This window comes from Clostridium sp. AWRP, from assembly GCF_004006395.2.
Lineage (GTDB): Bacteria > Bacillota > Clostridia > Clostridiales > Clostridiaceae > Clostridium_B.
In genome coordinates this window covers 2,698,344-2,721,663 of sequence record NZ_CP029758.2, presented here as the reverse complement: position 1 = coordinate 2,721,663, position 23,320 = coordinate 2,698,344, and the positions used below count along the sequence as shown (strand labels likewise).

Below are 23,320 nucleotides of genomic sequence, written 5' to 3'. Positions count from 1 at the left end.
TAATTTGGACACTTTCAACATTGGCATACTTATTGCTTATATAAATAGTAACATTAAATATTTCGACCAACATTAAAACACATCTGCAATTTGTAATATGAATGTCACTTAAATTACAAGTTGTAGGTGAAAATTGAGGAGGTATAGTATGCTAAAAAAGTATTTAATTATTAATGGAGTTAAAAGGACTATTATAGCAGATCCAGAGGGATCTTTGGCAGATGCTTTAAGAAAACAAGCATTTCTTACTGGAACAAAGGTTGGATGTAGAAAAGGAGAATGTGGTGCTTGCTCCGTAATTTTGAATGGTAAAGTAGTAAGATCTTGTATAACTAAGATGAAAAGGGTTCCAGATGAAGCAGAAATTATAACTATAGAAGGAGTTGGCGATGAAAAACATCTTCATCCACTGCAGTTAGCATGGATGGTTCACGGTGCAGCACAGTGTGGTTATTGCACACCTGGATTTATAATTTCAGCTAAAGTATTACTTGAGCACAATAGTAATCCATCAAGAGAAGATGTTAGAGCCTGGTTCCAAAAACACAGAAATGTGTGCAGATGTACAGGATATAAGCCATTAGTTGATGCAGTAATGGAAGCAGCAAGACTTATGCGTGGTGAAGTAACAAAAGAAGAATTATGGTATAAGCTTCCAAAGGGAAAAAGCCTTTTAGGTTCAGATGCTATACGTCCTTCTGCTCTTGCAAAAGTAACAGGAAACTGGGATTTTGGAGCAGATTTAGGATTAAAGATGCCAGAAGGTACATTACACATTAAGCTAGTACAGGCTACAGTATCTCATGCAAACATATTATCTATAGATACTTCAGAAGCAGAAAAAATGGAGGGAGTTTATAGAGTACTAACCTATAAAGATGTACCGGGTACAAATAGAATAAATGGATTGGCTTTCCCTACAAATAAAGGTGATGGACTTGAAAGACCTATATTAAATGATAAAAAGATTTTCCAATTTGGTGATGCAATAGCTATGGTACTTGCAGATACACCATGCCAAGCAGAAGCAGCAGCAAAAAAAGTAAAAGTTGAAATAGAAGAGCTTCCGGCATATATGAGTGCACCAGCAGCTATGGCTGAGGATGCTATAGAAATTCATCCTGGAACACCAAATATTTATTTTGAATGTGGTACTGTAAAGGGCGAAGATACAGCACCTTTGATGGATAAATTAGAATATGTTGTTGAAGATGATTCATATGTAGGAAGGCAGCCGCATCTTCCACTTGAACCAGATGTTGGATGTGCATATATTAATGAAGATGGAAAGTTAATTATACATTCAAAGAGTGTAGCACTTCATTGTCATGCAGCTATGGTAGCTGACGGTATAGGAGTACCTTTAGATGATCTTTATATAGTTCAAAATCCTACAGGTGGTACTTTTGGATATAAATTTAGTCCAACAATGGAAGGCCTTTTAGGTGTAGCTGCTTTAGTAACTAAAAGACCAGTATATCTTGAGTTTAATATGTATCAGCAAATAACTTATACTGGGAAAAGGTCACCTTTCTTTATGCATGTTAAATTAGGTGCTGATAAGGATGGAAAATTTACTGCATTAGAAAGTGATTGGTCTTGTGATCATGGTCCATATTGTGAATTTGGTGATCTTTTAACTACAAGAGGTTCACAATTTATAGGTGCCGGATACAATATTCCAAATATAAGAGGAGAAGGAAGAACAGTTGCTACAAACCATGCTTGGGGTTCAGCATTTAGAGGATATGGTTCACCACAAAGTTTATTTTCTTCAGAAGTTTTAGTAGACAAAATGGCTAAGAAGATGGGTGTTGATCCTCTTGAATTGAGATATAAAAATGTTTATAGAGAAGGAGATAAAACCCCTACAGGTTGTGATCCAGATGTAATATGTCTGCCAACTATGATTGAAACGTTATTCCCATTATATAAAGAAGCCAAGGAAAGAGTTAAAAATAAGAATGTTAACTCTGGAGATAAAAAATATGGAGTAGGAACTGCCTTATTAATTTATGGCTGCGGCCTTGATGGCCCAGATAGCTCAAATGCATGGGCAGAATTAACTGCAGAAGGAGTTACTGTAGGAAACTCCTGGCAGGATCACGGTCAAGGAGCTGACATGGGAACTTTAACTATAGCTCATGAAACTTTAAGACCTTTAGGATTAGAGCCAGAAGATATCAAGTTAGTTATGAATGATATGGAGTTTACTCCAGACAGCGGTCCTTCAGGTGGAAGTCGTTCTAACGTTTTAACAGGAAATGCTACTAGAGTTGCTTGCGAAAACTTACTAGCAGCTATGAAAAAGGACGATGGCACTTACATGAGTTATGATGAAATGGTAGCTGCAAAAAAACCTTTAAAATATGCTGGAAAATGGACAGCACCTTGTACAGCTCCTGATCCAGCAACTGGTCAAGGAAATCCATTCCCAACTTATATGTATGGTGTCCTTATGTCAGAGGTAGAAGTAGATACTACTACGGGAAAAGTTAAGGTAGAAAAACTTACTATGATATCAGATGTAGGAACTATAGTAAATAAACTGGTAGTTGATGGCCAAATGTATGGTGCTTTAGCACAAGGTATAGGACTTGCTTTAAGTGAGGATTTTGAAGATTTAAAGAAACATACTACACTTACAGGCTGTGGAATACCACAAATTAGAGACGTACCTGATGATATACAAATAATATATCAAGAAACACCAAGACCAAATGGCCCTTATGGTGCTTCAGGTGCAGGTGAAATGCCGCTTTCAGCACCTCATGCTTCTATAATTAATGCAATTTATGATGCTTGTGGAGTTCAGATAACAAAATTACCTGCACGTCCAGAAAAGGTATTAGCTGCACTTAAAGAATTAGAAAAATAGTAAGAAAACAATTTAAATATCTCTCTAAATGAATCAGAAACAAGTAATTGGATAATGATTTCTAAGAGCTAAAAAGACTGAAAGGTCTGTTAATAGCCATCAGGTGGAATTAAAATTCCATCTGATGGAAAGAAATCTATTGATGTTAAAAATTACAGGATAATGTTTTCATAGTTTCTGGTTCATTTTTATTTAAAAAGGGGGAAGGAGTTATATGGATTTAAATAAATTGTTAGATAAAGAGAATTTATGTATTGCAGATAAACCTTCAGCATGTATATCTGCATGTCCTATACACGTGGATGTAAAAACTTTCATTGATGCAATAGAGCAAGATGATTTTAAAAAAGCTTATAAGGTTATGGCTAAAAAGATGCCTTTTACTAGAATAGTAGGAAGTATATGTGATCACCCTTGTGAAAAGGCATGCGTAAGAAATAAATTAGGTGGATCTGTAAATATACATGAACTTGAAAAAGCCGTAGTAAAAATAGGTCTTTCTTCTAAAAAAAGAACAATCCCAATACCTAAGAATGGGAAAAAAGTGGCAGTAATAGGTGCAGGTATAAGCGGCATTACAGCTGCTTTTGATTTAGATAAAAAAGGATATCAGGTTACTATTTATGAAAAAAGTGATAAGATAGGCGGCAGGATATGGGAATTTCAAGGAGATGAACTTTCCAAGGAAACAATAGAAGAAGAATTGACAGTAATGAATAAGGAAGGTATAAAAATTAAGTTCAATGAATTTGTAGATGAAAAGAAATTAGAAGAAATAGTAAATAACTATGATGCAGTTTATATAGGAACAGGTGTTTGGAAAAAAGATTTAAAAGTAAACACACAAACTTATCAAGTAGAAGATAGTTCTTTGTTTGCAGGAGGAAGAATTGTAAATCAAAACAATTCAGTTATATTTTCAATAAGCTCTGGAAGAAGAGCGGTCATATCTATTGATAGGTATCTTCAAAAAATTTCTCTTACAGTGGCAAGAGAAAATGAAGGTGCTTATGATACACCTTTAAAACTTAAATTAGATGATATAGAAAGAGTAGAGGCAATTAAAAAAAATTCTTTAGAATATAATAAACAAGAAGCCATTAAAGAAGCAGGCAGATGTATAAAATGTCAGTGTACAGAGTGTTCAAATGTTTGTGTTCACTTAAGAAAATATGATGTTACACCTAAAAAATATATAAGGCAAATAAATCACAATGAAGTTATAATATTAGGAGATCATTATGCAAATGAAATGATTAATTCCTGTACTCTTTGTGGACTTTGCGGTGAAGTATGTCCTTCTAATTTAGATATGAAGGATATAATACAAGAAACTCGTGAAAGTATGGTAGAAAGAGAAAAAATGCCTGTATCAGCTCATGATTTTGCACTTAAGGATATGGAATTCAGCAATAGCAAATATTTTTCAATGGTAAAAAATCAGCCAGGATATGAAAAAGTTAAATATATGTTTTATCCAGGATGTCAATTGCCGGCATCTTCTCCGGAATATATACCTGAAATATATAAATATCTTATGGAAAATATCAAAGATGGAGTTGGAATAATGCTGGGCTGCTGCGGTGCACCAGCAGATTGGGCTGGAAGACAGGATTTACTTGAGAAAAATATAAAGGATATACGAAATAAGTGGGAAGAGGCAGGAAAACCAACTTTCATTTTAGCCTGTTCCAGCTGTTACAGTATGTTTGAAAAATATATGGGGGATATGAAATTCATATCTCTATGGGAAGTTATGGATAAGTATGGAGTGCCTGAGGGCAATAAAATAGAGGAAAACAATACATTGACTGTACATGATGCATGTTCAACTAGATATAATAAAGAAATTCAAGAAAGTATACGAAATGTAGCAACTTCCCTGGGGTATAAAATAAAAGAGCTTAAATTTTCAAAAGAAAAAACTAAATGCTGTGGTTATGGCGGACTTGTGTATTTTGCAAATAAGGAACAATCAAAGGACTTTATAAAAGATAGAATAAATGAAAGTAACCTGGATTATTTAGTTTATTGTTCAATGTGTAAGGATTTATTTATAGATGAGGGTAAAAAAACTTTTCATATTTTAGATTTAATTTACAGCGATGATTTAGAAAAAGCTGCTTTAAGAAAAATACCTACTCTTTCACGCAAGCGTGAAAATAGAACACTTCTTAAAATTAAACTTTTGAAAGAACTGTGGAATGAGGAAGTAAATGATTTAATAGAGCATTATGAGTTTAAATTAAACATACCTGATAATGTTCAAAATCAAATGAAAGATAGACTGATTTTACTTGACGATATAGAAAAAGCTATAGATAATGCCGAAAAAAATAAAGAAAGATTTTTTAATCCTGAAAATTCACATTATTTATGCAGACTTAGAATTAGTAATGTAACTTATTGGGTAGAATATGAAAGAGGCAAGGATGAAATTTTAGTGAAAAGTGTGTATAGTCACAGAATGGAAATAGTGGAGGAATAATTATGAATGTTATCAAAGAAGGAACAACTCCATGGATTTGTGATAAGTGTAGTAAAGAATTAGAACTTAAAAAGGTAAAAGTTTGTTATCTTGGTGGAAATTTTGAAGTTGAGCTTATGCAGTGTCCTAAGTGCAAGATGGTAATTATAGAGGAAGATTTAGCCTTAGGTAAAATGCTGGAGGTGGAAAAAGGACTGGAGGATAAATAATGAAATGCTGTAATGCTTATGAGAGTGATGATATGAAAAATATTACAGGAGAGACTCTAAGGCCTGGGGGATTTACATTGACAGATAAAGCAGTGAAATTTTGCAAACTTTCTTCAAAAGATTCTGTAATGGATTTAGGCTGCGGTACGGGAGCTACATTAAATTATTTGTGTGAAAAATATAATATAAGTGCAGTTGGCCTTGATCCTTCTCAAAAGTTAATAAACAAAGGTAAAAAAATATATAAAAATTTAAAATTTGTCTGTGGGAAAGGTGAAAAAATTCCATTTTATAATGCAGAATTCAATGGGGTTTTTGCAGAATGTACCCTTTCCCTTATGGAAAATTTAAATAATGTTATAGGGGATGTCTTTAGAATATTGAAACCTGGTGGGTGGTTTATTATTACAGATGTGTATGCAAGAAAAACTGAATTTATCCATAAACTTCATGAGATTTCAGTTAATAGTTGTATGAGAGGTCTTCATAATTTAGATGAACTTAAAAATACAGTTGAAAATATAGGTTTTCATGTAGAACTTTTGGAAGATTGCAGTGATATGTTAAAAGAACTTATGGTAAAGACAATATTTACTTATGGATCCATGAGCATTTTTTGGAATAAAGTATCTAGCTGTTCTATAGATGGTTGTGAATTTCAGCAGCTATTAAAAAATTGTAAGCCTGGCTATTTTATAATGATAGCGAAAAAGGAGGATGAATGTTATGAATGATACTGCTTTCCGTATATACAAATTAGCTTCATCGGGATTTTGCTGTACTCAAATAATTCTTAAATTGGCTTTAGAAGATGAAGAAATAGAGAATACAGATTTGATAAAGGCTTTAAATGGATTTTGTGGAGGACTTGGTTCCGATGAAAAAGTATGTGGAATTTTAACTGGAGGCATAGCAGTTATAGGACTTTATGCAGGAAAAGGTGAGCCAAGAGAATGTCATAGTGAAAATTTTCAGCCCATGTTAAGTGAATATATAAATTGGTTTAAAGAAGAATTTGAAAGTACTGAGTGTAGAGATATAATAGGAATTCAAAGAATAAGTGATGAAAATGGCAATATAAATTATCCTGTGAAGTGCGGAGAAATACTTCTCAAAAATTATGAAAAGATTCAACAGATAATATGTAAATATGGATATGATTTTGGAGATAGGGATGATGATGTGTGAAAAGTGAAGATATAATTTCTGAAACTCAAAGTTTATGTCCAATTTGTTTAAAAAAGATTGATGCAAAAAAAGTTTTGGATGGTAGTAAAGTTTATATGGAAAAATATTGCCCAGATCACGGACAATTTAGAACTATTTTGTGGAAAGGTAGTATTCCCATGAAAACATGGGTTAGGAATAAGAAAAGGGCTTATATAAAAAATCCTTCTACAAAGGTTGAAAAAGGATGCCCATTTGACTGCGGCCTTTGCAGTGAGCATAGGCAGCATACATGTACAGGTTTAATAGAAGTTACTCAAAGGTGTAATTTAAAATGTAAATTTTGTTTTGCAGATTCTTATGCAGGTAAGGAAGAAGATATTCCCATAGAAAAAATAAAATTTATGTATGAAAAATTAATGGAATCTTCTGGAGGTTGCAATGTACAGTTGTCAGGGGGAGAACCTACTATTAGAGATGATTTGCCCGATATAATAAAATTAGGGAGGAAACTTGGATTCAAGTTCATACAGGTGAATACCAATGGTATACGTATGGCACAAGATGAGGATTATGTTAAAAAATTAAAGATATCAGGACTTAGTTCTATTTTTTTACAATTTGATGGTACAACGGATTTGATATATAGAAAATTAAGGGGAGCTGAACTTTTGAACATTAAGGTGAAGGCTATAGAAAACTGTAGAAAGCATAATATAGGTGTAGTTCTCGTGCCGACTATAGTTCCTGGAATAAATGAGGATAATATAGGAGAAATCATAAATTTTGGATTGAATAATATGCCTGCAGTAAGGGGAGTACATTTTCAACCTGTGAGTTATTTCGGAAGGGTACCATCGATTCCCAAAGAAGAACAAAGAATTACCCTCCCTGAAATCATGGAAAATATAGAAAAACAAACATCTGGAAAATTTAAAATAGAAAGCATGAAACCTCCTGGATGTGAAAATGCACTTTGTTCTTTTCATGGCAATTATATATATAAAGATAAAAAGGAATTAATAAATGTTACAAATAATTCTAAAGGCTGCTGCAGCAAAAATGAGAAGGCAGAAGAGGGGGCAAGAAAAGCCAAGGAATTTGTTTCACGAAACTGGTCTTCTAGAAAAGTAACTAATCCTAATACAAAGGTGAAGTTTAGTAAAATTGATAGTTGGGATAAGATATTATACAACATAAATAATTATTCTTTCAGTATATCTGGCATGGCATTTCAAGATATCTGGAATGTGGATTTGGAAAGAGTGAAGGACTGCTGTATTCATGTAGTAAGTGAAGAAGGAAAACTTATACCATTTTGTATGTACAATATTACAGATGCAGGAGGAAATTATATTTATAGAAATTGCAAAGTCAAAATGAAAATGACATCCCTTGAAGCATAGATAGTTGATGAAGAAAAAGTACATGATAATAGGGGGAGAGGGTAATTATGGAGGATATTTATGAAACAATAAATGAGCTTTTAGATAAAAAAGAGAAATTTGTTTTAGCTACTGTTTTTAAAAAATCGAAATCTGTGTCTAGAGAAGAGAGTACCAAGATGGTTATAAAAGAAGATTTTTCAATTATAGGAACTATAGGCGGTGGTATATTTGAAGCTGCAGCTATAAAATTGTCTTCAAAAGTTTTTGAAAATGGTGCATATATAATTAAAAAATGTTTACTTACTAGTGAAAAAACTGAAAAATTAGAAGCAGCATGTGGTGGAGACATTAAATTGCTTTTGGAATATGTGGATTACAATGACAGTAAAATGGTGGAAATGTATAAAAATGTTCAGAAGCTAAAAAGAAGAGGAGATAATTTTGTAATTGTAACTAGGATTCCTAAAGAAGGAAAGAGCATAAAAGGTATAGATAAATGGGTTTGTAGTGAGTCATCACTTTATGGTGAAGAAGATGAGAAAGTTCAGTGTGTAATAAGGAGGATAAGAGAAGAATTTAAACATGTTACTATACAATATATTGCTCTAGAGGGGGGGCATTATTTAATAGAACCTGTTTTAAATAGTAAAACCTTATATATAATAGGGGCAGGACATGTATCACAAAAAATCGCAGAAGTAACAAAAATATTGGATTTTAAAACTATTGTTATAGATGATAGGAAAGAATTTGCAAATAGAGAAAGATTTAAAGATATTGAGGAAGTAAAAGTAGTTCCTTCTTTTCAAAATATACTTAAATATATAAATGTAGATAATAACAGTTATATAGTAATAGTTACTAGGGGACATGCCTATGACAAGGAAGTTCTCGGGCAAATGCTTAGAACTGATGCAGAGTATATAGGTATGATAGGAAGTAAGGCCAAAAGAGAATTTGTATATAATTGTCTTTTAGATGAAGGGTATACAGAGGAAGACTTAAAAAGGGTACACAGCCCTATAGGTATTACTATATTTGCGCAAACTCCTGAAGAGATAGCAATAAGTATTGCAGCAGAACTTATAAAAGTTGAAAGGGAGTCTTTCAATCAAAAAAATAGAATTGAAGCTATGATTATTTAAATATGATGTTCTTCTACAATGGGAAAATAGAAGAATGTTAATGGACTTGAAAATTGTTATTATGATGGGGGGATTATAATGAATGCAGCTAGTTGCAAATTGGACAATGCAGTTGTATCCAAGCCTAATATAGAACTTTCACATAGAAGATGTAAAGAGTTCAGTATTGATTCACACCAGGTATTTAGTAAAAAAATAATACACGATGCTGAATTACAGAAAAGATTTGCAGCTAACAGAAATTTAATATTGACTGCAGCACCTTATATGGAGCAGTTAATTAATTTTGTAAAGGGATTTAATTTTTTTGTATTACTTACAGACGGAGAAGGATGCATATTAAATGCATTAGGTGATGAAAAAATACTCGAAGAAGCCTTTTCTTTAAAAATGATACCGGGAGCTTTTATGAATGAAGAAAATATTGGAACAAATGCTATGAGTGTAGTTATAAAAAGTAAGCTGCCAGTTCAAATTTCTGGAGATGATCATTTTATTAATGCATATCATAGGTGGACGTGTTCTGCGGCACCTATAAAAGATAATAAAGGAAAACTTATAGGTGTATTGAATCTTACTGGATATATTGAGTTTGTACATTCCCATACCCTTGGTATGGTTATAGCAGCGTCAAATGCTATAGAAGAAATGCTTAAAGTAGAAGAGTACAATAAGATTCAAGATATGAATTACAAGCATATAAAAAATATATTTAATTCCAGCCCTGTTGCTATAATAACCTCGGATATAAATGGCAAGATAAAAATTTGCAATAAAAAGGCACAGGATATGTTTGGCATAAGGGGTAATAAGTTAGAGACAAACAATATGGAAGATATTATAGAAAACTGGAATAATATAAAAACACCTATATATTTAGGAGAAAGTACTTCAAAAGAAACAATTATTGTTGCACTAAGAAATAAGATTCAGTATCAAGTAACTACTAGTTCAATATACAATTGCGATGATGGTAATAATATTGAGATAGTTTATGTTTTTGAGAAATTAAAAAAGGTAAATAAAAAAAATAATGGCCAGGCTTACTATACTTTTGGTAAAATAATGGGTCAGGATGAAAACTTTACAAAAGTAGTAAATTATGCAAAAAAGATTTCAGATAGTAAATCAACTATACTTATAATGGGGGAAAGTGGTACGGGAAAAGAAGTGTTTGCACAATCAATTCATAATTACAGCAGAAGGGTAGATGGACCATTTGTAGCTTTAAATTGTGGTGCCATCCCTAAACAGCTTATAGAGTCAGAGCTTTTTGGATATGAAGAAGGAGCTTTTACAGGAGCCAAAAAGGGAGGCAACCTTGGAAAATTTGAATTGGCAGATGGTGGAACTATAATGCTGGATGAAATTGGAGAAATGCCACTTGATATGCAGACAAAGCTCCTAAGAGTTGTACAGGAAGGCGTAATAACGAGAATTGGAAGCTCAAAATCTATACCTGTAGATGTAAGAATTATAGCTGTGACAAACAGAGATTTAAAAAAAGAAGTAGAAGCTGGAAGATTTAGAAAAGACTTATATTATAGATTAAATGTGCTGCCTTTATTCTTACCTCCACTTAGAGAAAGAAAGAGGGATATACCCCTTCTTATTCAACATTTTGTTAAGAATATAGCACAAAAGTTAAATAAAAAGGAGCCGGTTATATCAGAAGAATACTTGAAGAAAATGATTAACTATAACTGGCCCGGGAATATAAGAGAATTGGAAAATTTGGTTGAATTAATTGTAAATACAGGATCTATACCAGCAGGTTATTTTACACAAGGAAATTGTGATAATGAGGTACTTGTGGATATCAGTGATGAGTGTTTAAAGCTAGATTATATGGAAAAAGAACATGTAATTAAGGTATTGAAGAAGTTTAAGGGGAATATAACCCATTCAGCAGAAGCACTTGGTATAAGGAGAAATACTTTATACAGCAAGATAAAAAAGTATAATATACAAATGTAATATTTTTTATTCAAAAAATATAATTAGAGGGTTACCTACAGATATGCTGTTGGTAACCCTCTAATTATATTTGAAAAATAAGGTTTAAAAAAATGTAGGTGATTCCAACATTTTGAATATGGGTATTAATTATTGCTCATAATAACAATGAAATTAATAGTTCTTCCAATAATATAAAATCAAGGAGGTACAATATGTTAAAAAAGAGTTTAATTATTAATGGAGTCAAAAGGACTGTTATAGCAGATCCTGAGGCATTTTTAGCAGATGTTTTGAGAAAACAATTACATCTGGTTGGAACAAAAGTTGGATGCAGAAAAGGAGAATGTGGTGCCTGCTCTATAATTCTAGATGGAAAAGTTGTAAGAGCTTGTATAACTAAATTTAAAAGAGTTCCTGATGAAGCAAATATTATAACTATAGAAGGAGTTGGCACCAATGAGCATCTTCATCCACTACAGTTAGCATGGATGGTTCATGGCGCTGCACAGTGCGGATTCTGTACTCCTGGATTTATAGTTTCTGCAAAGGCACTTTTAGATGAAAACACAAATCCGACTAGGGAAGAAGTAAGAGATTGGTTCCAAAAACATAGAAATGTATGTAGATGTACGGGATACAAACCCATAGTTGATTCTGTAATGGAAGCAGCAAAACTTATGCGTGGAGAAATAAGAAAGGAAGATATATGGGCTAAACTTCCTAAAGATGGAACTTTGCTTGGTTCAAGTGTAGTACGTCCATCTGCTCTTGCAAAAGTAACAGGATCATGGGAATTTGGAGCAGATCTTGGATTAGAACTTCCACCAGGAACACTGCACATCAAATTAGTTCAGGCAACGGTATCCCATGCCAATATAATATCTATAGATACTTCAGAAGCAGAAAAAATGCCTGGAGTATATAAAGTAATAACATATAAAGATGTACCAGGCAGCAATAGAATAAACGGTTTGGCTTTCCCATCCAATAAGGGTGATGGACTTGAAAGACCCATATTAAATGATAAGAAAGTTTTCCAATTTGGAGATGCTTTAGCTATGGTTTTGGCAGAGAATCCAGCTGTAGCTGAAGAAGCAGTGGGAAAAGTTAAAGTAGAGTTAGAAGAGTTACCAACTTATATGAGTGCACCAGCTGCTATGGCAGAAGATGCTATAGAAATTCATCCAGGAACACCTAATATTTACTTTGAATGTGGTACTAAAAAAGGTGAAGATACAGCACCTTTAATGGGTTCTCTTCCTTATGTTGTTGAAGATGATTTTTATGTTGGAAGACAACCACATTTACCACTTGAACCAGATGTTGGATTCGCATATTTTGATGAAGACGGGGATTTAATGGTACATTCAAAGAGCGTTGGAATACACATACATGCAGCAATGGTTGCAGATGGAATAGGAATACCACTGGAAAAACTTAAAATAGTTCAAAATCCTACAGGAGGTACATTTGGTTATAAATTTAGTCCAACAATGGAAGGTCTTCTTGGAGTAGCTGCTATGGTAACCAAAAGACCTGTATACCTTGAATTCAATATGTATCAGCAAATAACTTATACAGGAAAGAGATCTCCATTCTTCATGCATGTTAAATATGGTGCAGATAAAGATGGAAAGATAAAGGCGCTGGAATCAGATTGGAGTGTAGATCACGGTCCATATTCTGAATTTGGAGACCTTTTGACAATGAGAGGAACTCAATTTATAGGTGCTGGATATAATGTTCCAAATATAAGAGGTGCAGGTCGTACCGTAGCTACAAATCATGCTTGGGGTTCTGCATTTAGAGGATATGGTTCACCTCAAGCTCTTTTTGCATCAGAAGTAGCAATTGATGAGTTAGCTGAGAAGGTTGGAATGGATCCTCTAGAATTTAGATATATGAATGTTTATAGAGAAGGGGATACAACTCCAAATGGATGTCCTCCAGATGTAATTTGTCTGCCTCAGGCAATAGATAAATTAAGGCCATTCTATAATGAAGCAAAAAAGAAAGTTAAAGATAAAAATAATGCTAGTTCTGGAGATAAAAAATATGGTGTGGGAGTTTCACTTCTCATATATGGATGCGGCCTAGACGGTCCAGATACATCAAGAGCTTGGGCTGAAATTACTCCGGAAGGTGTTACTGTAGCAAATTCCTGGGAAGATCATGGCCAAGGTGCTGATATGGGAACACTCACAATTGCTCATGAAACTTTAAAACCTTTAGGAATAAAACCTAAACAAATTAAGCTTGTTATGAATGATATGAAATTTACACCAGATAGTGGCCCTGCAGGTGGAAGCCGTTCTAACGTTTTAACTGGTAATGCTACAAGAGTTGCCTGTGAAAACTTAGTAAACGCTTTGAAAAAAGAAGATGGAACTTATAGAACTTATGATGAAATGGTAGCTCAAGGGCTTCCAGTAAAATATGATGGAGAGTGGACTGCACCATGTACTGCTTGTGATGTAGAAACAGGCCAAGGAAATCCATTCCCAGTATATATGTATGGTGTACTTATGGCAGAAGTAGAAGTTGATGTCAACACAGGAAAGACTAAAGTTGAAAATCTTACTATGGTTTCAGATTGTGGTACTATAGTAAATAAAATAGTAATTGAAGGACAGCTTTATGGTGGATTAGTTCAAGGTATAGGACTCGCTTTAAGCGAAGATTTTGAAGATTTAAAGAAACATGTTACACTTACAGCTTGTGGAATACCTCAAATAAAAGATGTTCCAGACAATATAACACTTATTCATCAGGAAACACCAAGACCAAATGGCCCTTATGGAGCAGCAGGAGCTGGAGAAATGCCGCTTTCAGCACCACATGCAGCAATAATTAATGCAATATATAACGCTTGTGGAGCTCGTATTACTAAATTGCCAGCTTTGCCTGAGAAGGTTTTAGCGGCACTTAAGAAATAAGAGATAATTTGTATTAGACATATCTCTATAAAGGAATCAGAAGCAAATAATTTCTACGTTTTATATTGAAGTGTTTTTTTAAAAGTTTCTGGTTCCTTTTTGTTATAGATAATTAACTTAATATTCGTAGTTTAAGTAAATTGGGAAGCAAAGTTTTTTGAGTTGAGAGTTGAAAATTGAGAGTTGAGAGTGAAGGTTGATTTTTAGCTATCGTAAAAATCTTTAAATTATATAAGTCAGCAATGTTTTGCTTTAGCAAAACGAGCTATTAAAATTTAATCAAAGATTTTTTGTAGTGTAACTAAAAAAATCCACATTAACTCTCCACTTTCCACTCTCAATTCTCAACTAAAAAAATTTTATATGTGCGAAGGTTGAGTTAATAATCGATAAAGGAAGGTGAGAAGTTTTATGGATTTAAATAAACTACTGAATAGAAGAGAGTTATGTATTGGAGACAAACCCTCAGCCTGTATAGCAGCATGTCCTTTACACATGGATGTGAAAGCTTTTATTGAAGAAATACAAAAGGGAGACTTTAAAAAAGCTTATAAAATTATGTCTAAGAAGGTTCCTTTTGCAAGAATAGTAGGAAGTATATGTGACGAGCCTTGCAAGGGTGTATGTCCTAGAAATAAATTAGGTGGAGGCATTAATATACATGAACTTGAAAGGGCGGCAATAGAGTTAGGTTTTTCTTCTCCAAAAAGGTCTATTACTATACCTAAAAATGGGAAAAAGGTTGCAGTAATAGGTGCAGGTATAAGTGGTATTGTTGCTGCTTTTGACTTGGATAAAAAAGGATACCAAATTACTGTCTACGAAAAAAGTGATAAAATAGGTGGAAGATTGTGGAATTTTGAAGAGAAACAACTTTCAAAAAAGACAATAGAAGAAGAATTAGAAATAATGAATAAAGATGATATAATAATTAAGTTCAATGAATTCGTAGATGAAAAAAAATTGGAGGATATACTCAATACCTATGATGCAGTTTACATGGGGACAGGAACTTGGAAAAAAGATTTAAAAGTAAATCCACAAACTTTCCAGGTGGAGGACAGTTCTTTATTTGCAGGTGGAAGAGTTGCAAACAAAAACGATTCAGTCATACTTTCCATAAGCTCTGGAAGAAGGGCAGCCACATCCATTGACAGATACCTTCAAAAAACTTCTCTTACAGCAGCTAGGGAAAATGAAGGTGCTTATGATACTCCTTTAAAACTTAAATTAGATGATATAGAAAATGTAGAACCTATTAAAAGGACTTCTTCAGTATATAATGAAAAGGAGGCAATACAAGAAGCACAAAGATGTTTAAAATGTGAATGTTTACAGTGCGCTAGAAATTGTCCACATTTAAGAAGATATAATACTGAACCTAGGAAATATATAAGGCAAATAAATCACAATGAAAACATAGTACTAGGAGATCACTATGCAAATGAAATGATTAATTCATGTACCCTTTGCGGACTTTGTGGTGAAGTTTGTCCTTCAAATTTGGATATGAAAGATGTAATACAAGAGACTCGTGAAAGCATGGTAGAAAGAGGAAAAATGCCTGTGTCAGCTCATGATTTTGGACTTAGAGATATGGAATTTAGCAATAGTAAACATTTTTCTATGGTAAAAAATCAGCCGGGATATGAAAAGGTGAAGTATATGTTTTATCCTGGATGTCAGCTGCCTGCTTCTTCTCCTGAATATATACCTGAAGTATATAAATATCTCATGGATAATATTAAAGATGGAGTTGGTATAATGCTAGGCTGCTGCGGTGCACCAGCAGATTGGGCTGGAAGGCAGGATTTAGTGAAGAAGAATATGGAGGATATGAAAGATAAGTGGAAAAAAGCAGGAAATCCAACTTTTATTTTAGCCTGCTCAAGTTGTTATAGAACCTTTAAAAAGTATATGCCGGATATTAAACTTATTTCTCTGTGGGAAGTTATGGATAAATATGGTGTTGCATCAAACAACAAAACAGATGAAAAGAAAGTACTAGCTGTACAAGATGCATGTTCAACTAGACATAATAAAGAAATTCACGAAAGCATAAGAAATATAGCAGACAAATTGGGATATAAAATAAAAGAACTTAAGTTTTCAAAAGAAAAAACTAAGTGTTGTGGTTATGGTGGTTTAGTATACTTTTCAAATAGAGAGCAGTCTAGGGAATTTGCAAAAGATAGGATAGGTGAGAGTAATCTGGATTATTTAGTTTACTGCGCAATGTGCAAGGATCTATTTATAGATGAAGGTAAAAAAACTTTCCATATCTTAGACTTAATTTATAGCAGTAATTTAGAAGAAGCCGGGTTAAGAAAAGTTCCTAGTCTTTCAAAACGGCATGAAAATAGGGCACTTGTTAAAAAGAAACTTTTAAAAGAAATATGGAATGAGGAAATAAATGATTTTAAAAAGGATTATGGATTTAAATTAAATATACCAGACAATGTGCAAAATCAAATGGAAGAAAGACTGATTTTGCTTGAAGATATAGAAAAAGCAGTAGATAATGCACAAAAAAATAAAGAGAGATTTTTTAATCCTAAAAATTCTCACTATTTATGCAGACTTAGGATTGGCAGTGTTACCTATTGGGTAGAATATGAAAAAAATGAAAATGAAATTTTTGTTAAGGATGTTTACAGCCATAGGATGGAAGTGGTGGAGGAATAGCTATGAATATTGATAAAGAAGAGAAAACTCCATGGATTTGTGACAAATGTAATAAAGAATTAGAACTTAGACAGGTAAAGGTTCTATATCTTGGAGGAAATTTTGAAGTTGAACTCATGCAGTGTCCTAAGTGTAAAATGGTAATTATAGATGAGAAACTTGCATTAGGAAAAATGAAGGAAGTAGAAAAGGGACTGGAAGATAAATGATGAAGTGCTGTAATGGTTATGAATTTGGAAATAGGGATGACTAGTAAAGTTGAAGGGGAGATGGCAAAATGAAGCTGACACCACTTGAAGCATGGATAGTTGATAAAACAGGAATAAAGAAAAAAAGTACGGAATCTTTAGAAAATTATCAGTTAAATAAAATAAGAAAAATTATAGACTATGGGAAAAAATATAGTAAATTTTATAAGGAATATTTGAAAGATATTCAAGGAAATGATATAAAGTCCTTTGAAGATTTTGAAAAAATTCCTTTTACGCTGCCAGAACATATAAAAGAAAATTCAAATAATTTTTTATGTGTACCTCAAAGAGATATTGCGAGAATAGTAACCTTAAGAACTTCGGGAACAAGTGGGGAAGAAAAAAGAATATATTTTACGGAAAAGGACTTAGATCTTACTGTAGAATTTTTTAAATATGGTATGCAGTGTATTGTAAATAAAAATGACAGGGTATTGGTGCTTTTACCAGGAAATAGTCATGGTAGTATAGGAGATTTACTAAAGAAAGCATTAAAGGATATAGATATAACATGTTATGTTCAAGGTGTACTTGTAAATCCTAAGGATACTGCAGAATTTATCAAGGAAAAATGTATAGATTGTATAGTTGGGATTCCACTGCAGGTACTGTATTTTTCCAGAGTAGAGTCTGAAACATTTAAAGCCAGCATAAAAAAAATTCTTCTGAGTGCTGATTATGTGCCAGAAACATTAATAAGAGAAATTACACATAAATTTAGTTGTAAAGTTTTTACACATTATGGCATGACAGAAATGGGGTATGGAGGAGGAGTAGAATGTGAGGCTTTAAGTGGCTACCATATGAGAGAAAATGATTTGTATTTTGAAGTAATAAATCCACGTACAGGAAAAGTAGTAAAAGATGGAGAGTATGGTGAGATAGTATTTACAACTCTTACAAGAGAAGGAATGCCTTTAATAAGATATAAAACAGGTGATATAGGATGTTTTAAAGCAGGTTTGTGTGCCTGTGGTACTTTTTTAAAGACTATGGAAAGAGTTCATGGAAGGATGGAAAATAAAATTGTAATAGGTAAAAATAAATTCCTATCTATGAGAGATTTGGATGAAATAATCTTGTCTTTTGAAGAGGTAATAAATTATAATGTTTATATTGAAAAGAAAAATATTCTCTATATAGATATTGCTGTAAAAAGGGAGGAGGATTTTTACAAATTAAGAGGGAATATTAAAAATAGTGTAGAAAAAATTCCATCAGTAAGGGAAGCATTAATTGATGGAACTTTAGAAATTGTATTAGGTTATATGAAAAAAAGTATAGAAATAAAAAATAGTATGGTAAAGCGAAAAATATATGACTATAGAGGGAGGGGATAAATTTGGAAGATATATATGAGATAATAAATAATCTTTTAGATAGAAAAGAAGACTTTGTTTTGGCCACTATTCTAGAAAAGTCTGGATCTGCACCTAGAGAAGAGGGTACCAAGATGATTATAAAAAGGGATTTTTCTATTATAGGAACTATAGGTGGAGGCATATTTGAGGCATTGGCCATAAAATTATCTTCAAGGATATTTCAAAATGGAGCTTATATAATTAAAAATTGTTCACTTACAAATGAAGGTGCAGAGGCTTTAGGTGCTGCATGTGGTGGAGATATTAAATTGCTTCTAGAGTATGTAGATTATAAAGACAGTGACATGGTGGAAATGTATAAAAATGTGCAGAAACTGAAGAGAAAAGGTGATAATTTTGCTATTATAACTAGAATACCTGGAGAAAGAAAAAGCATAAAAGGCATAGATAAATGGATTTGCAGTGAAGCATCATTTTATGGAAAAGAAGATGAGAAAGTTCAGTACATAATTAGAAAGATAAGAGAAAATTTTAAAAATGTTACTATGCAGTATATTGACGTGGAAGAGGAACATTATTTAATAGAACCTGTTTTAAATACTCAAACCATATATGTAATAGGTGCAGGACATGTAGCACAAAAAATTGCAGAAGTGGCTAAAAATCTGGATTTTGACATTGTTGTTATAGATGATAGACAGGAATTTGCAAATAAGGAAAGGTTTAAAGATGTAAAAGAAGTAAAAGCAATTCCTTCTTTTGAAAATATTCTTAAATATATAAAAGTAGATAGCAATAGTTATATAGTAATAGTTACAAGAGGCCATGCTTACGACAAGGAAGTACTAGGACAGATGCTTAAGACTAATGCAAAGTATATAGGGATGATAGGAAGCAAGACCAAAAGGAAGTTCGTTTATGAGAGCCTTTTGGATGAAGGATATACAGAGGAAGATTTAAAAAGGGTACATAGTCCTATAGGTGTTTCTATATATGCACAAACTCCTGAAGAAATAGCAATAAGTATTGTGGCAGAACTAATAAAAGTAAAAAGGGAGACTTTTAATGGGAAAAGATAAGTTAGGGGCCATTATTATTTCAGCAGGATATTCTTCAAGGATGGGAGACTTTAAACCACTTTTGAAATTTGGAGAATGTACTGCAGTGGAAATGATAATAAATACTTTTAAGGCTTCAAAAATTGATGATATTGTAGTAATAGTAGGCCACAGGCAAAATGAAGTAATAGATGTAATTAAAGATTTAGGAGTTAGGTGGGTAAAAAATGAAGATTATTCAAAGGGCATGTTTTCTTCCATAGTAAAAGGGATGGAAGTATTGCAAGAGGATGTAAAAGGATTTTTTATGAATCCTGTAGATATACCTCTCATAAAAACACATACTGTAAATATGTTAAAAGATAAATATATGGAGTGTGGTAAGGGTATTATATATCCCAAGTTTAATGGAAAGTCAGGGCATCCTCCCTTTATAGATTGTAAGTATAGGTCAGAAATAATGAAAAGTGATGGTGAAGGTGGATTAAAGAGAATACTCCAAAAGTTTGACAATGATTCTATAAGAGTTCCGGTTCCAGACCAGGGAATATTGATGGATATGGATATTAAAGAAGACTATAAAAAATTGCTTGAACATTTTTATTTAAGAGCACCTAATTTGGAAGAATGTTATTGCATTTTAAACTTATATGGTGTACCTTGTAATATAAGGAGACATGGAGATAAGGTGTCAGAAATAGCTCTAAATATTTTAACTAAGTTAAATAGTAAAGAATATAATTTCAATAAAGATATAATGTTAGCTGCAGGGCTTTTGCATGATTTGGCTAGAAAAGAAAAAAATCATGCTAAAGAAGGGGCGAAAATATTAAGTGACTTGGGTTACCCGTATGTAGCAAAAATAATAGCAACTCACATGGATATAGAGGTAAGTGAAGAAGATAATATTACAGAAGGAGAACTACTGTACCTGGCAGATAAAGTTGTTCAAGAAGATGAATTAGTAGGATTAGAAAAAAGATTTTCTGAATATTCTTCAAGATTTTCAAATAATTCTGAAGCATTAAACAAAGTGAGGAAGAGGTTTGGGGAAGCCAGAAAAATTGAAAAAAAGATAAAAAGCGTATTGGGGAAAGATTTTAGTTATGAGTAGAAAAATATATTTAATAAGACATGGTAAAATAAATGCAGGCACTGAGAAACGTTACATAGGAATTACAGATATACCTCTAAATGAAGAAGGCACTGTACAAGTACTAAAGCTAAAAAAATTCTTTAAAAAAATAGACATAGAGAAAGTATATCTAAGTCCACTAAAAAGATGTGTTGAAACAGCACATATAATTTTAGAAGGTAGAAATATAGAAAATATTATAGTAAATGAATTAATGGAAATAAACATGGGTGAATGGGAAGGAAAAACTTTTAGTTCTATTAAGAGTTCTTTACCGGAGCAGTTTAAAAGTAGAGGAGAAGATATAGGAGGTTTTGTACCAACAGGGGGAGAAAGCTTTAAAAATCTTGAGAAAAGAGTTATCCCTGTTTTTAAATCTATTATAAGCAGTAGTAGCGGTAATATAATTATAATTGCCCATGCAGGAGTTAATAGAGTCATACTAAAGAATATTTTATCAATATCTATGCAGGACATATTTAAAATAAATCAACCCTATGGGTGTATAAACGAGCTTTCCTTTAATAATGGGAAATGGAATTGGAAATTGTTATTATAATGGGGGGAATTGTAGTGAACACAGTTACTTCTAAATTAGATAATGAAGCTGTATATAAAACGGATGTGGAACTTTCGCATGAAAGATGTAAAAAGTTTGGCATTGATTCACACCAGGTTTTTAGTAAAAAAATATTATATGATAATGAATTACAGAAAAAATTTGCAGCTAACAGAAATTTAATATTGACTGCGGCACCTTATATGGAGCAGCTAATTAATTTTGTAAAGGGTTTCGATTTCTTTGTATTACTTACTGACGGAGAAGGATGTATATTAAATGCATTGGGAGACGAAAAAATACTTTCGAAAGCTTTTTCTTTAAAAATGGTACCAGGGGCTTTTATGAATGAAGAAAACATTGGAACTAACTCTATGAGCATGGTTATAAGCACTAAAATGCCAGTTCAAATTTCTGGAGATGATCATTTCATTAGAGCATACCACAAATGGACGTGTTCTGCAGCACCTATAAAAGATAGTAAAGGAAGACTTATAGGTGTATTGAATCTTACTGGGTATGCTGAATTTGTACATTCTCATACTCTTGGGATGGTTATAGCAGCGTCAAATGCCATAGAAGAAATGCTTAAAGTAAAAGAATGTAATAAGATTCAAAATATGAATTACAAGCATATAAAAAATATATTTAATTCCAGCCCTGTTGCTATAATAACTTCCGATATAGATGGTAAAATAAAAATTTGCAACAAAAAAGCACAAGATATGTTTGGTATAAGAGGTAACAAGTTAGAAACAGATAAGATGGAAGATATTATAGAAAATTGGAATGATATAAAGACATCCATATATTTGGGCCAAAGTACTTCAAAAGAAACAAACATAGTGGCTGTGAGAAACAAAACTCAATATCAACTAACTACCAGTTCTATATACAATTGTGAAGATGATAACATTGAAATAGTATATGTTTTTGAAAAAATTAAAATAGCAAAGAAAAGAAATGACGGACAGGCTTACTACACTTTTGATAAAATAATTGGTCAAGATGAAAGTTTTATGAGAATAATAGAATATGCAAAAAAGATTTCGGATAGTAAATCAACTATACTTATAATGGGAGAAAGCGGTACAGGAAAAGAGGTATTTGCACAATCCATTCATAATCACAGTAGTAGAGTAGATGGGCCTTTCATAGCTTTAAATTGCGGTGCTATTCCTAAACAACTTATAGAGTCAGAGCTTTTTGGATACGAAGAAGGAGCTTTTACAGGAGCTAAAAAGGGTGGAAACATTGGAAAATTTGAATTGGCAGATGGTGGAACTATAATGCTGGATGAAATTGGAGAAATGCCACTTGATATGCAGACAAAGCTTCTAAGAGTTGTACAGGAAGGCGTAATAACGAGAATTGGAAGTTCAAAATGTATATCTGTAGATGTAAGAATTATAGCTGTCACGAATAGAGATTTAAAAAAAGAAGTGGAGCGCGGAAGATTTAGAAAGGATTTATATTATAGGCTAAATGTATTGCCTTTATATTTGCCTCCACTTAAAGAGAGAAAAAAGGATATACCTCTTCTTATTCAATATTTTATTAAAACTATATCAAAAAAGTTAAATAAAAAGGAGCCAGTTATACCAGAAGAATATTTACAAAAAATGATTAATTACAGCTGGCACGGAAACATAAGAGAGTTAGAAAATGTAGTGGAGTTAATTATAAATACTGAATCTGTACCTGCAGGTTATTTTTCAGAAGAAAATTGTAATAATGAAGTACTTGTGAATATTAATGAAGACTGCTTAAAGTTGGATTATGTGGAAAGGGAACATTTAGTAAAGGTGTTGAAAAAGTTTAAGGGAAATATAACTCATTCAGCAGCAGCACTTGGAATAAGGAGAAATACTTTATACAGTAAGATTAAAAAATATAAAATAGAAATGTAAATTACTTAGTGGGAAAAGCAGAGAACTTAAATCTTTGATTTAAGTTCTCTGCTTTTCTCTAAAAGATAACGCTTTCTAAGTGATGAAGCACTTAAAAGCCTGTTAATAAACATCAGATGGAGTCAAAACTCCATCTGATGCCAAGAACTCTGTTTATAATATATTATTACAAAATTAATATATATTGACAGAAATATAATTCGGAATTATAATAAAAATGGACTAACTAG

Annotated in this window: 16 protein-coding genes; all 16 read left to right on the top strand. The window is 32.5% G+C overall.

The window, feature by feature from the left end; genetic code table 11:
- Positions 1 to 148 precede the first annotated feature (148 nt).
- Positions 149 to 2,878, top strand: coding sequence for a molybdopterin-dependent aldehyde oxidoreductase (locus DMR38_RS12370; protein WP_127721609.1), 2,730 nt, complete (start codon positions 149 to 151; stop codon positions 2,876 to 2,878).
- 214 nt (positions 2,879 to 3,092) lie between these two features.
- Positions 3,093 to 5,366: a pyridine nucleotide-disulfide oxidoreductase/dicluster-binding protein gene (locus DMR38_RS12365; RefSeq protein WP_127721608.1), complete on the top strand. Its 2,274-nt coding sequence runs from the start codon at positions 3,093 to 3,095 to the stop codon at positions 5,364 to 5,366.
- A gap of 2 nt (positions 5,367 to 5,368) precedes the next feature.
- Positions 5,369 to 5,575, top strand: a complete 207-nt coding sequence (locus DMR38_RS12360; RefSeq protein ID WP_013239059.1) for a DVU_1557 family redox protein — start codon at positions 5,369 to 5,371, stop codon at positions 5,573 to 5,575.
- Positions 5,575 to 6,309: a DVU_1556 family methyltransferase gene (gene trsM, locus DMR38_RS12355; RefSeq protein WP_127721607.1), complete on the top strand. Its 735-nt coding sequence runs from the start codon at positions 5,575 to 5,577 to the stop codon at positions 6,307 to 6,309. Before DMR38_RS12360 ends, trsM begins: the two co-directional genes overlap by 1 nt.
- Positions 6,302 to 6,763, top strand: a complete 462-nt coding sequence (locus DMR38_RS12350; protein WP_127721606.1) for a DVU_1555 family C-GCAxxG-C-C protein — start codon at positions 6,302 to 6,304, stop codon at positions 6,761 to 6,763. The genes trsM and DMR38_RS12350 overlap by 8 nt, the downstream gene beginning before the upstream one ends.
- Positions 6,760 to 8,148 carry a radical SAM (seleno)protein TrsS gene (trsS, locus tag DMR38_RS12345; protein WP_127721605.1) on the top strand — a complete coding sequence of 463 codons (1,389 nt, stop codon included), beginning with the start codon at positions 6,760 to 6,762 and terminating at the stop codon, positions 8,146 to 8,148. The genes DMR38_RS12350 and trsS overlap by 4 nt, the downstream gene beginning before the upstream one ends.
- Positions 8,149 to 8,195: 47 nt before the next feature.
- A complete protein-coding gene (locus DMR38_RS12340) occupies positions 8,196 to 9,275 on the top strand; it encodes an XdhC family aldehyde oxidoreductase maturation factor (protein WP_127721604.1) in 1,080 nt (359 codons plus the stop codon).
- 78 nt (positions 9,276 to 9,353) lie between these two features.
- Positions 9,354 to 11,252, top strand: a complete 1,899-nt coding sequence (locus DMR38_RS12335; RefSeq protein WP_127721603.1) for a sigma 54-interacting transcriptional regulator — start codon at positions 9,354 to 9,356, stop codon at positions 11,250 to 11,252.
- Positions 11,253 to 11,446: 194 nt separating this feature from the next.
- Complete coding sequence (locus DMR38_RS12330) at positions 11,447 to 14,170, top strand: molybdopterin-dependent aldehyde oxidoreductase (RefSeq protein ID WP_127721602.1); 2,724 nt, start codon at positions 11,447 to 11,449, stop codon at positions 14,168 to 14,170.
- A gap of 411 nt (positions 14,171 to 14,581) precedes the next feature.
- Positions 14,582 to 16,855 (top strand): pyridine nucleotide-disulfide oxidoreductase/dicluster-binding protein, encoded by a 2,274-nt coding sequence (locus tag DMR38_RS12325; RefSeq protein WP_127721601.1) that lies wholly within the window; start codon positions 14,582 to 14,584, stop codon positions 16,853 to 16,855.
- 2 nt (positions 16,856 to 16,857) lie between these two features.
- Entirely contained in the window at positions 16,858 to 17,064 is a 207-nt protein-coding gene (locus DMR38_RS12320) for a DVU_1557 family redox protein (RefSeq protein WP_065078026.1), read from the top strand.
- A 68-nt stretch (positions 17,065 to 17,132) separates the two neighbouring features.
- Complete coding sequence (locus DMR38_RS12315) at positions 17,133 to 18,446, top strand: DVU_1553 family AMP-dependent CoA ligase (RefSeq protein ID WP_127721600.1); 1,314 nt, start codon at positions 17,133 to 17,135, stop codon at positions 18,444 to 18,446.
- Positions 18,447 to 18,448: 2 nt separating this feature from the next.
- Positions 18,449 to 19,507, top strand: a complete 1,059-nt coding sequence (locus DMR38_RS12310; protein WP_127721599.1) for an XdhC family aldehyde oxidoreductase maturation factor — start codon at positions 18,449 to 18,451, stop codon at positions 19,505 to 19,507.
- Positions 19,494 to 20,600, top strand: a complete 1,107-nt coding sequence (locus DMR38_RS12305) for a DVU_1551 family NTP transferase (RefSeq protein ID WP_127721598.1) — start codon at positions 19,494 to 19,496, stop codon at positions 20,598 to 20,600. The genes DMR38_RS12310 and DMR38_RS12305 overlap by 14 nt, the downstream gene beginning before the upstream one ends.
- Positions 20,593 to 21,180, top strand: coding sequence for an alpha-ribazole phosphatase (gene cobC, locus DMR38_RS12300; protein WP_127721597.1), 588 nt, complete (start codon positions 20,593 to 20,595; stop codon positions 21,178 to 21,180). Before DMR38_RS12305 ends, cobC begins: the two co-directional genes overlap by 8 nt.
- A complete protein-coding gene (locus DMR38_RS12295; RefSeq protein WP_127724051.1) occupies positions 21,180 to 23,090 on the top strand; it encodes a sigma 54-interacting transcriptional regulator in 1,911 nt (636 codons plus the stop codon). Before cobC ends, DMR38_RS12295 begins: the two co-directional genes overlap by 1 nt.
- Positions 23,091 to 23,320: the final 230 nt, after the last annotated feature.

What these genes read in the sequence shown, in the direction of transcription:
- DMR38_RS12370 (WP_127721609.1), top strand. Translation starts at nt 149, where the DNA reads ATGCTAAAAAAGTATTTAATTATTAATGGAGTTAAAAGGACTATTATA.
- DMR38_RS12365 (WP_127721608.1), top strand. Translation starts at nt 3,093, where the DNA reads ATGGATTTAAATAAATTGTTAGATAAAGAGAATTTATGTATTGCAGAT.
- DMR38_RS12360 (WP_013239059.1), top strand. Translation starts at nt 5,369, where the DNA reads ATGAATGTTATCAAAGAAGGAACAACTCCATGGATTTGTGATAAGTGT.
- trsM (WP_127721607.1), top strand. Translation starts at nt 5,575, where the DNA reads ATGAAATGCTGTAATGCTTATGAGAGTGATGATATGAAAAATATTACA.
- DMR38_RS12350 (WP_127721606.1), top strand. Translation starts at nt 6,302, where the DNA reads ATGAATGATACTGCTTTCCGTATATACAAATTAGCTTCATCGGGATTT.
- DMR38_RS12340 (WP_127721604.1), top strand. Translation starts at nt 8,196, where the DNA reads ATGGAGGATATTTATGAAACAATAAATGAGCTTTTAGATAAAAAAGAG.
- DMR38_RS12335 (WP_127721603.1), top strand. Translation starts at nt 9,354, where the DNA reads ATGAATGCAGCTAGTTGCAAATTGGACAATGCAGTTGTATCCAAGCCT.
- DMR38_RS12330 (WP_127721602.1), top strand. Translation starts at nt 11,447, where the DNA reads ATGTTAAAAAAGAGTTTAATTATTAATGGAGTCAAAAGGACTGTTATA.
- DMR38_RS12325 (WP_127721601.1), top strand. Translation starts at nt 14,582, where the DNA reads ATGGATTTAAATAAACTACTGAATAGAAGAGAGTTATGTATTGGAGAC.
- DMR38_RS12320 (WP_065078026.1), top strand. Translation starts at nt 16,858, where the DNA reads ATGAATATTGATAAAGAAGAGAAAACTCCATGGATTTGTGACAAATGT.
- DMR38_RS12315 (WP_127721600.1), top strand. Translation starts at nt 17,133, where the DNA reads ATGAAGCTGACACCACTTGAAGCATGGATAGTTGATAAAACAGGAATA.
- DMR38_RS12305 (WP_127721598.1), top strand. Translation starts at nt 19,494, where the DNA reads ATGGGAAAAGATAAGTTAGGGGCCATTATTATTTCAGCAGGATATTCT.
- cobC (WP_127721597.1), top strand. Translation starts at nt 20,593, where the DNA reads ATGAGTAGAAAAATATATTTAATAAGACATGGTAAAATAAATGCAGGC.
- DMR38_RS12295 (WP_127724051.1), top strand. Translation starts at nt 21,180, where the DNA reads ATGGGGGGAATTGTAGTGAACACAGTTACTTCTAAATTAGATAATGAA.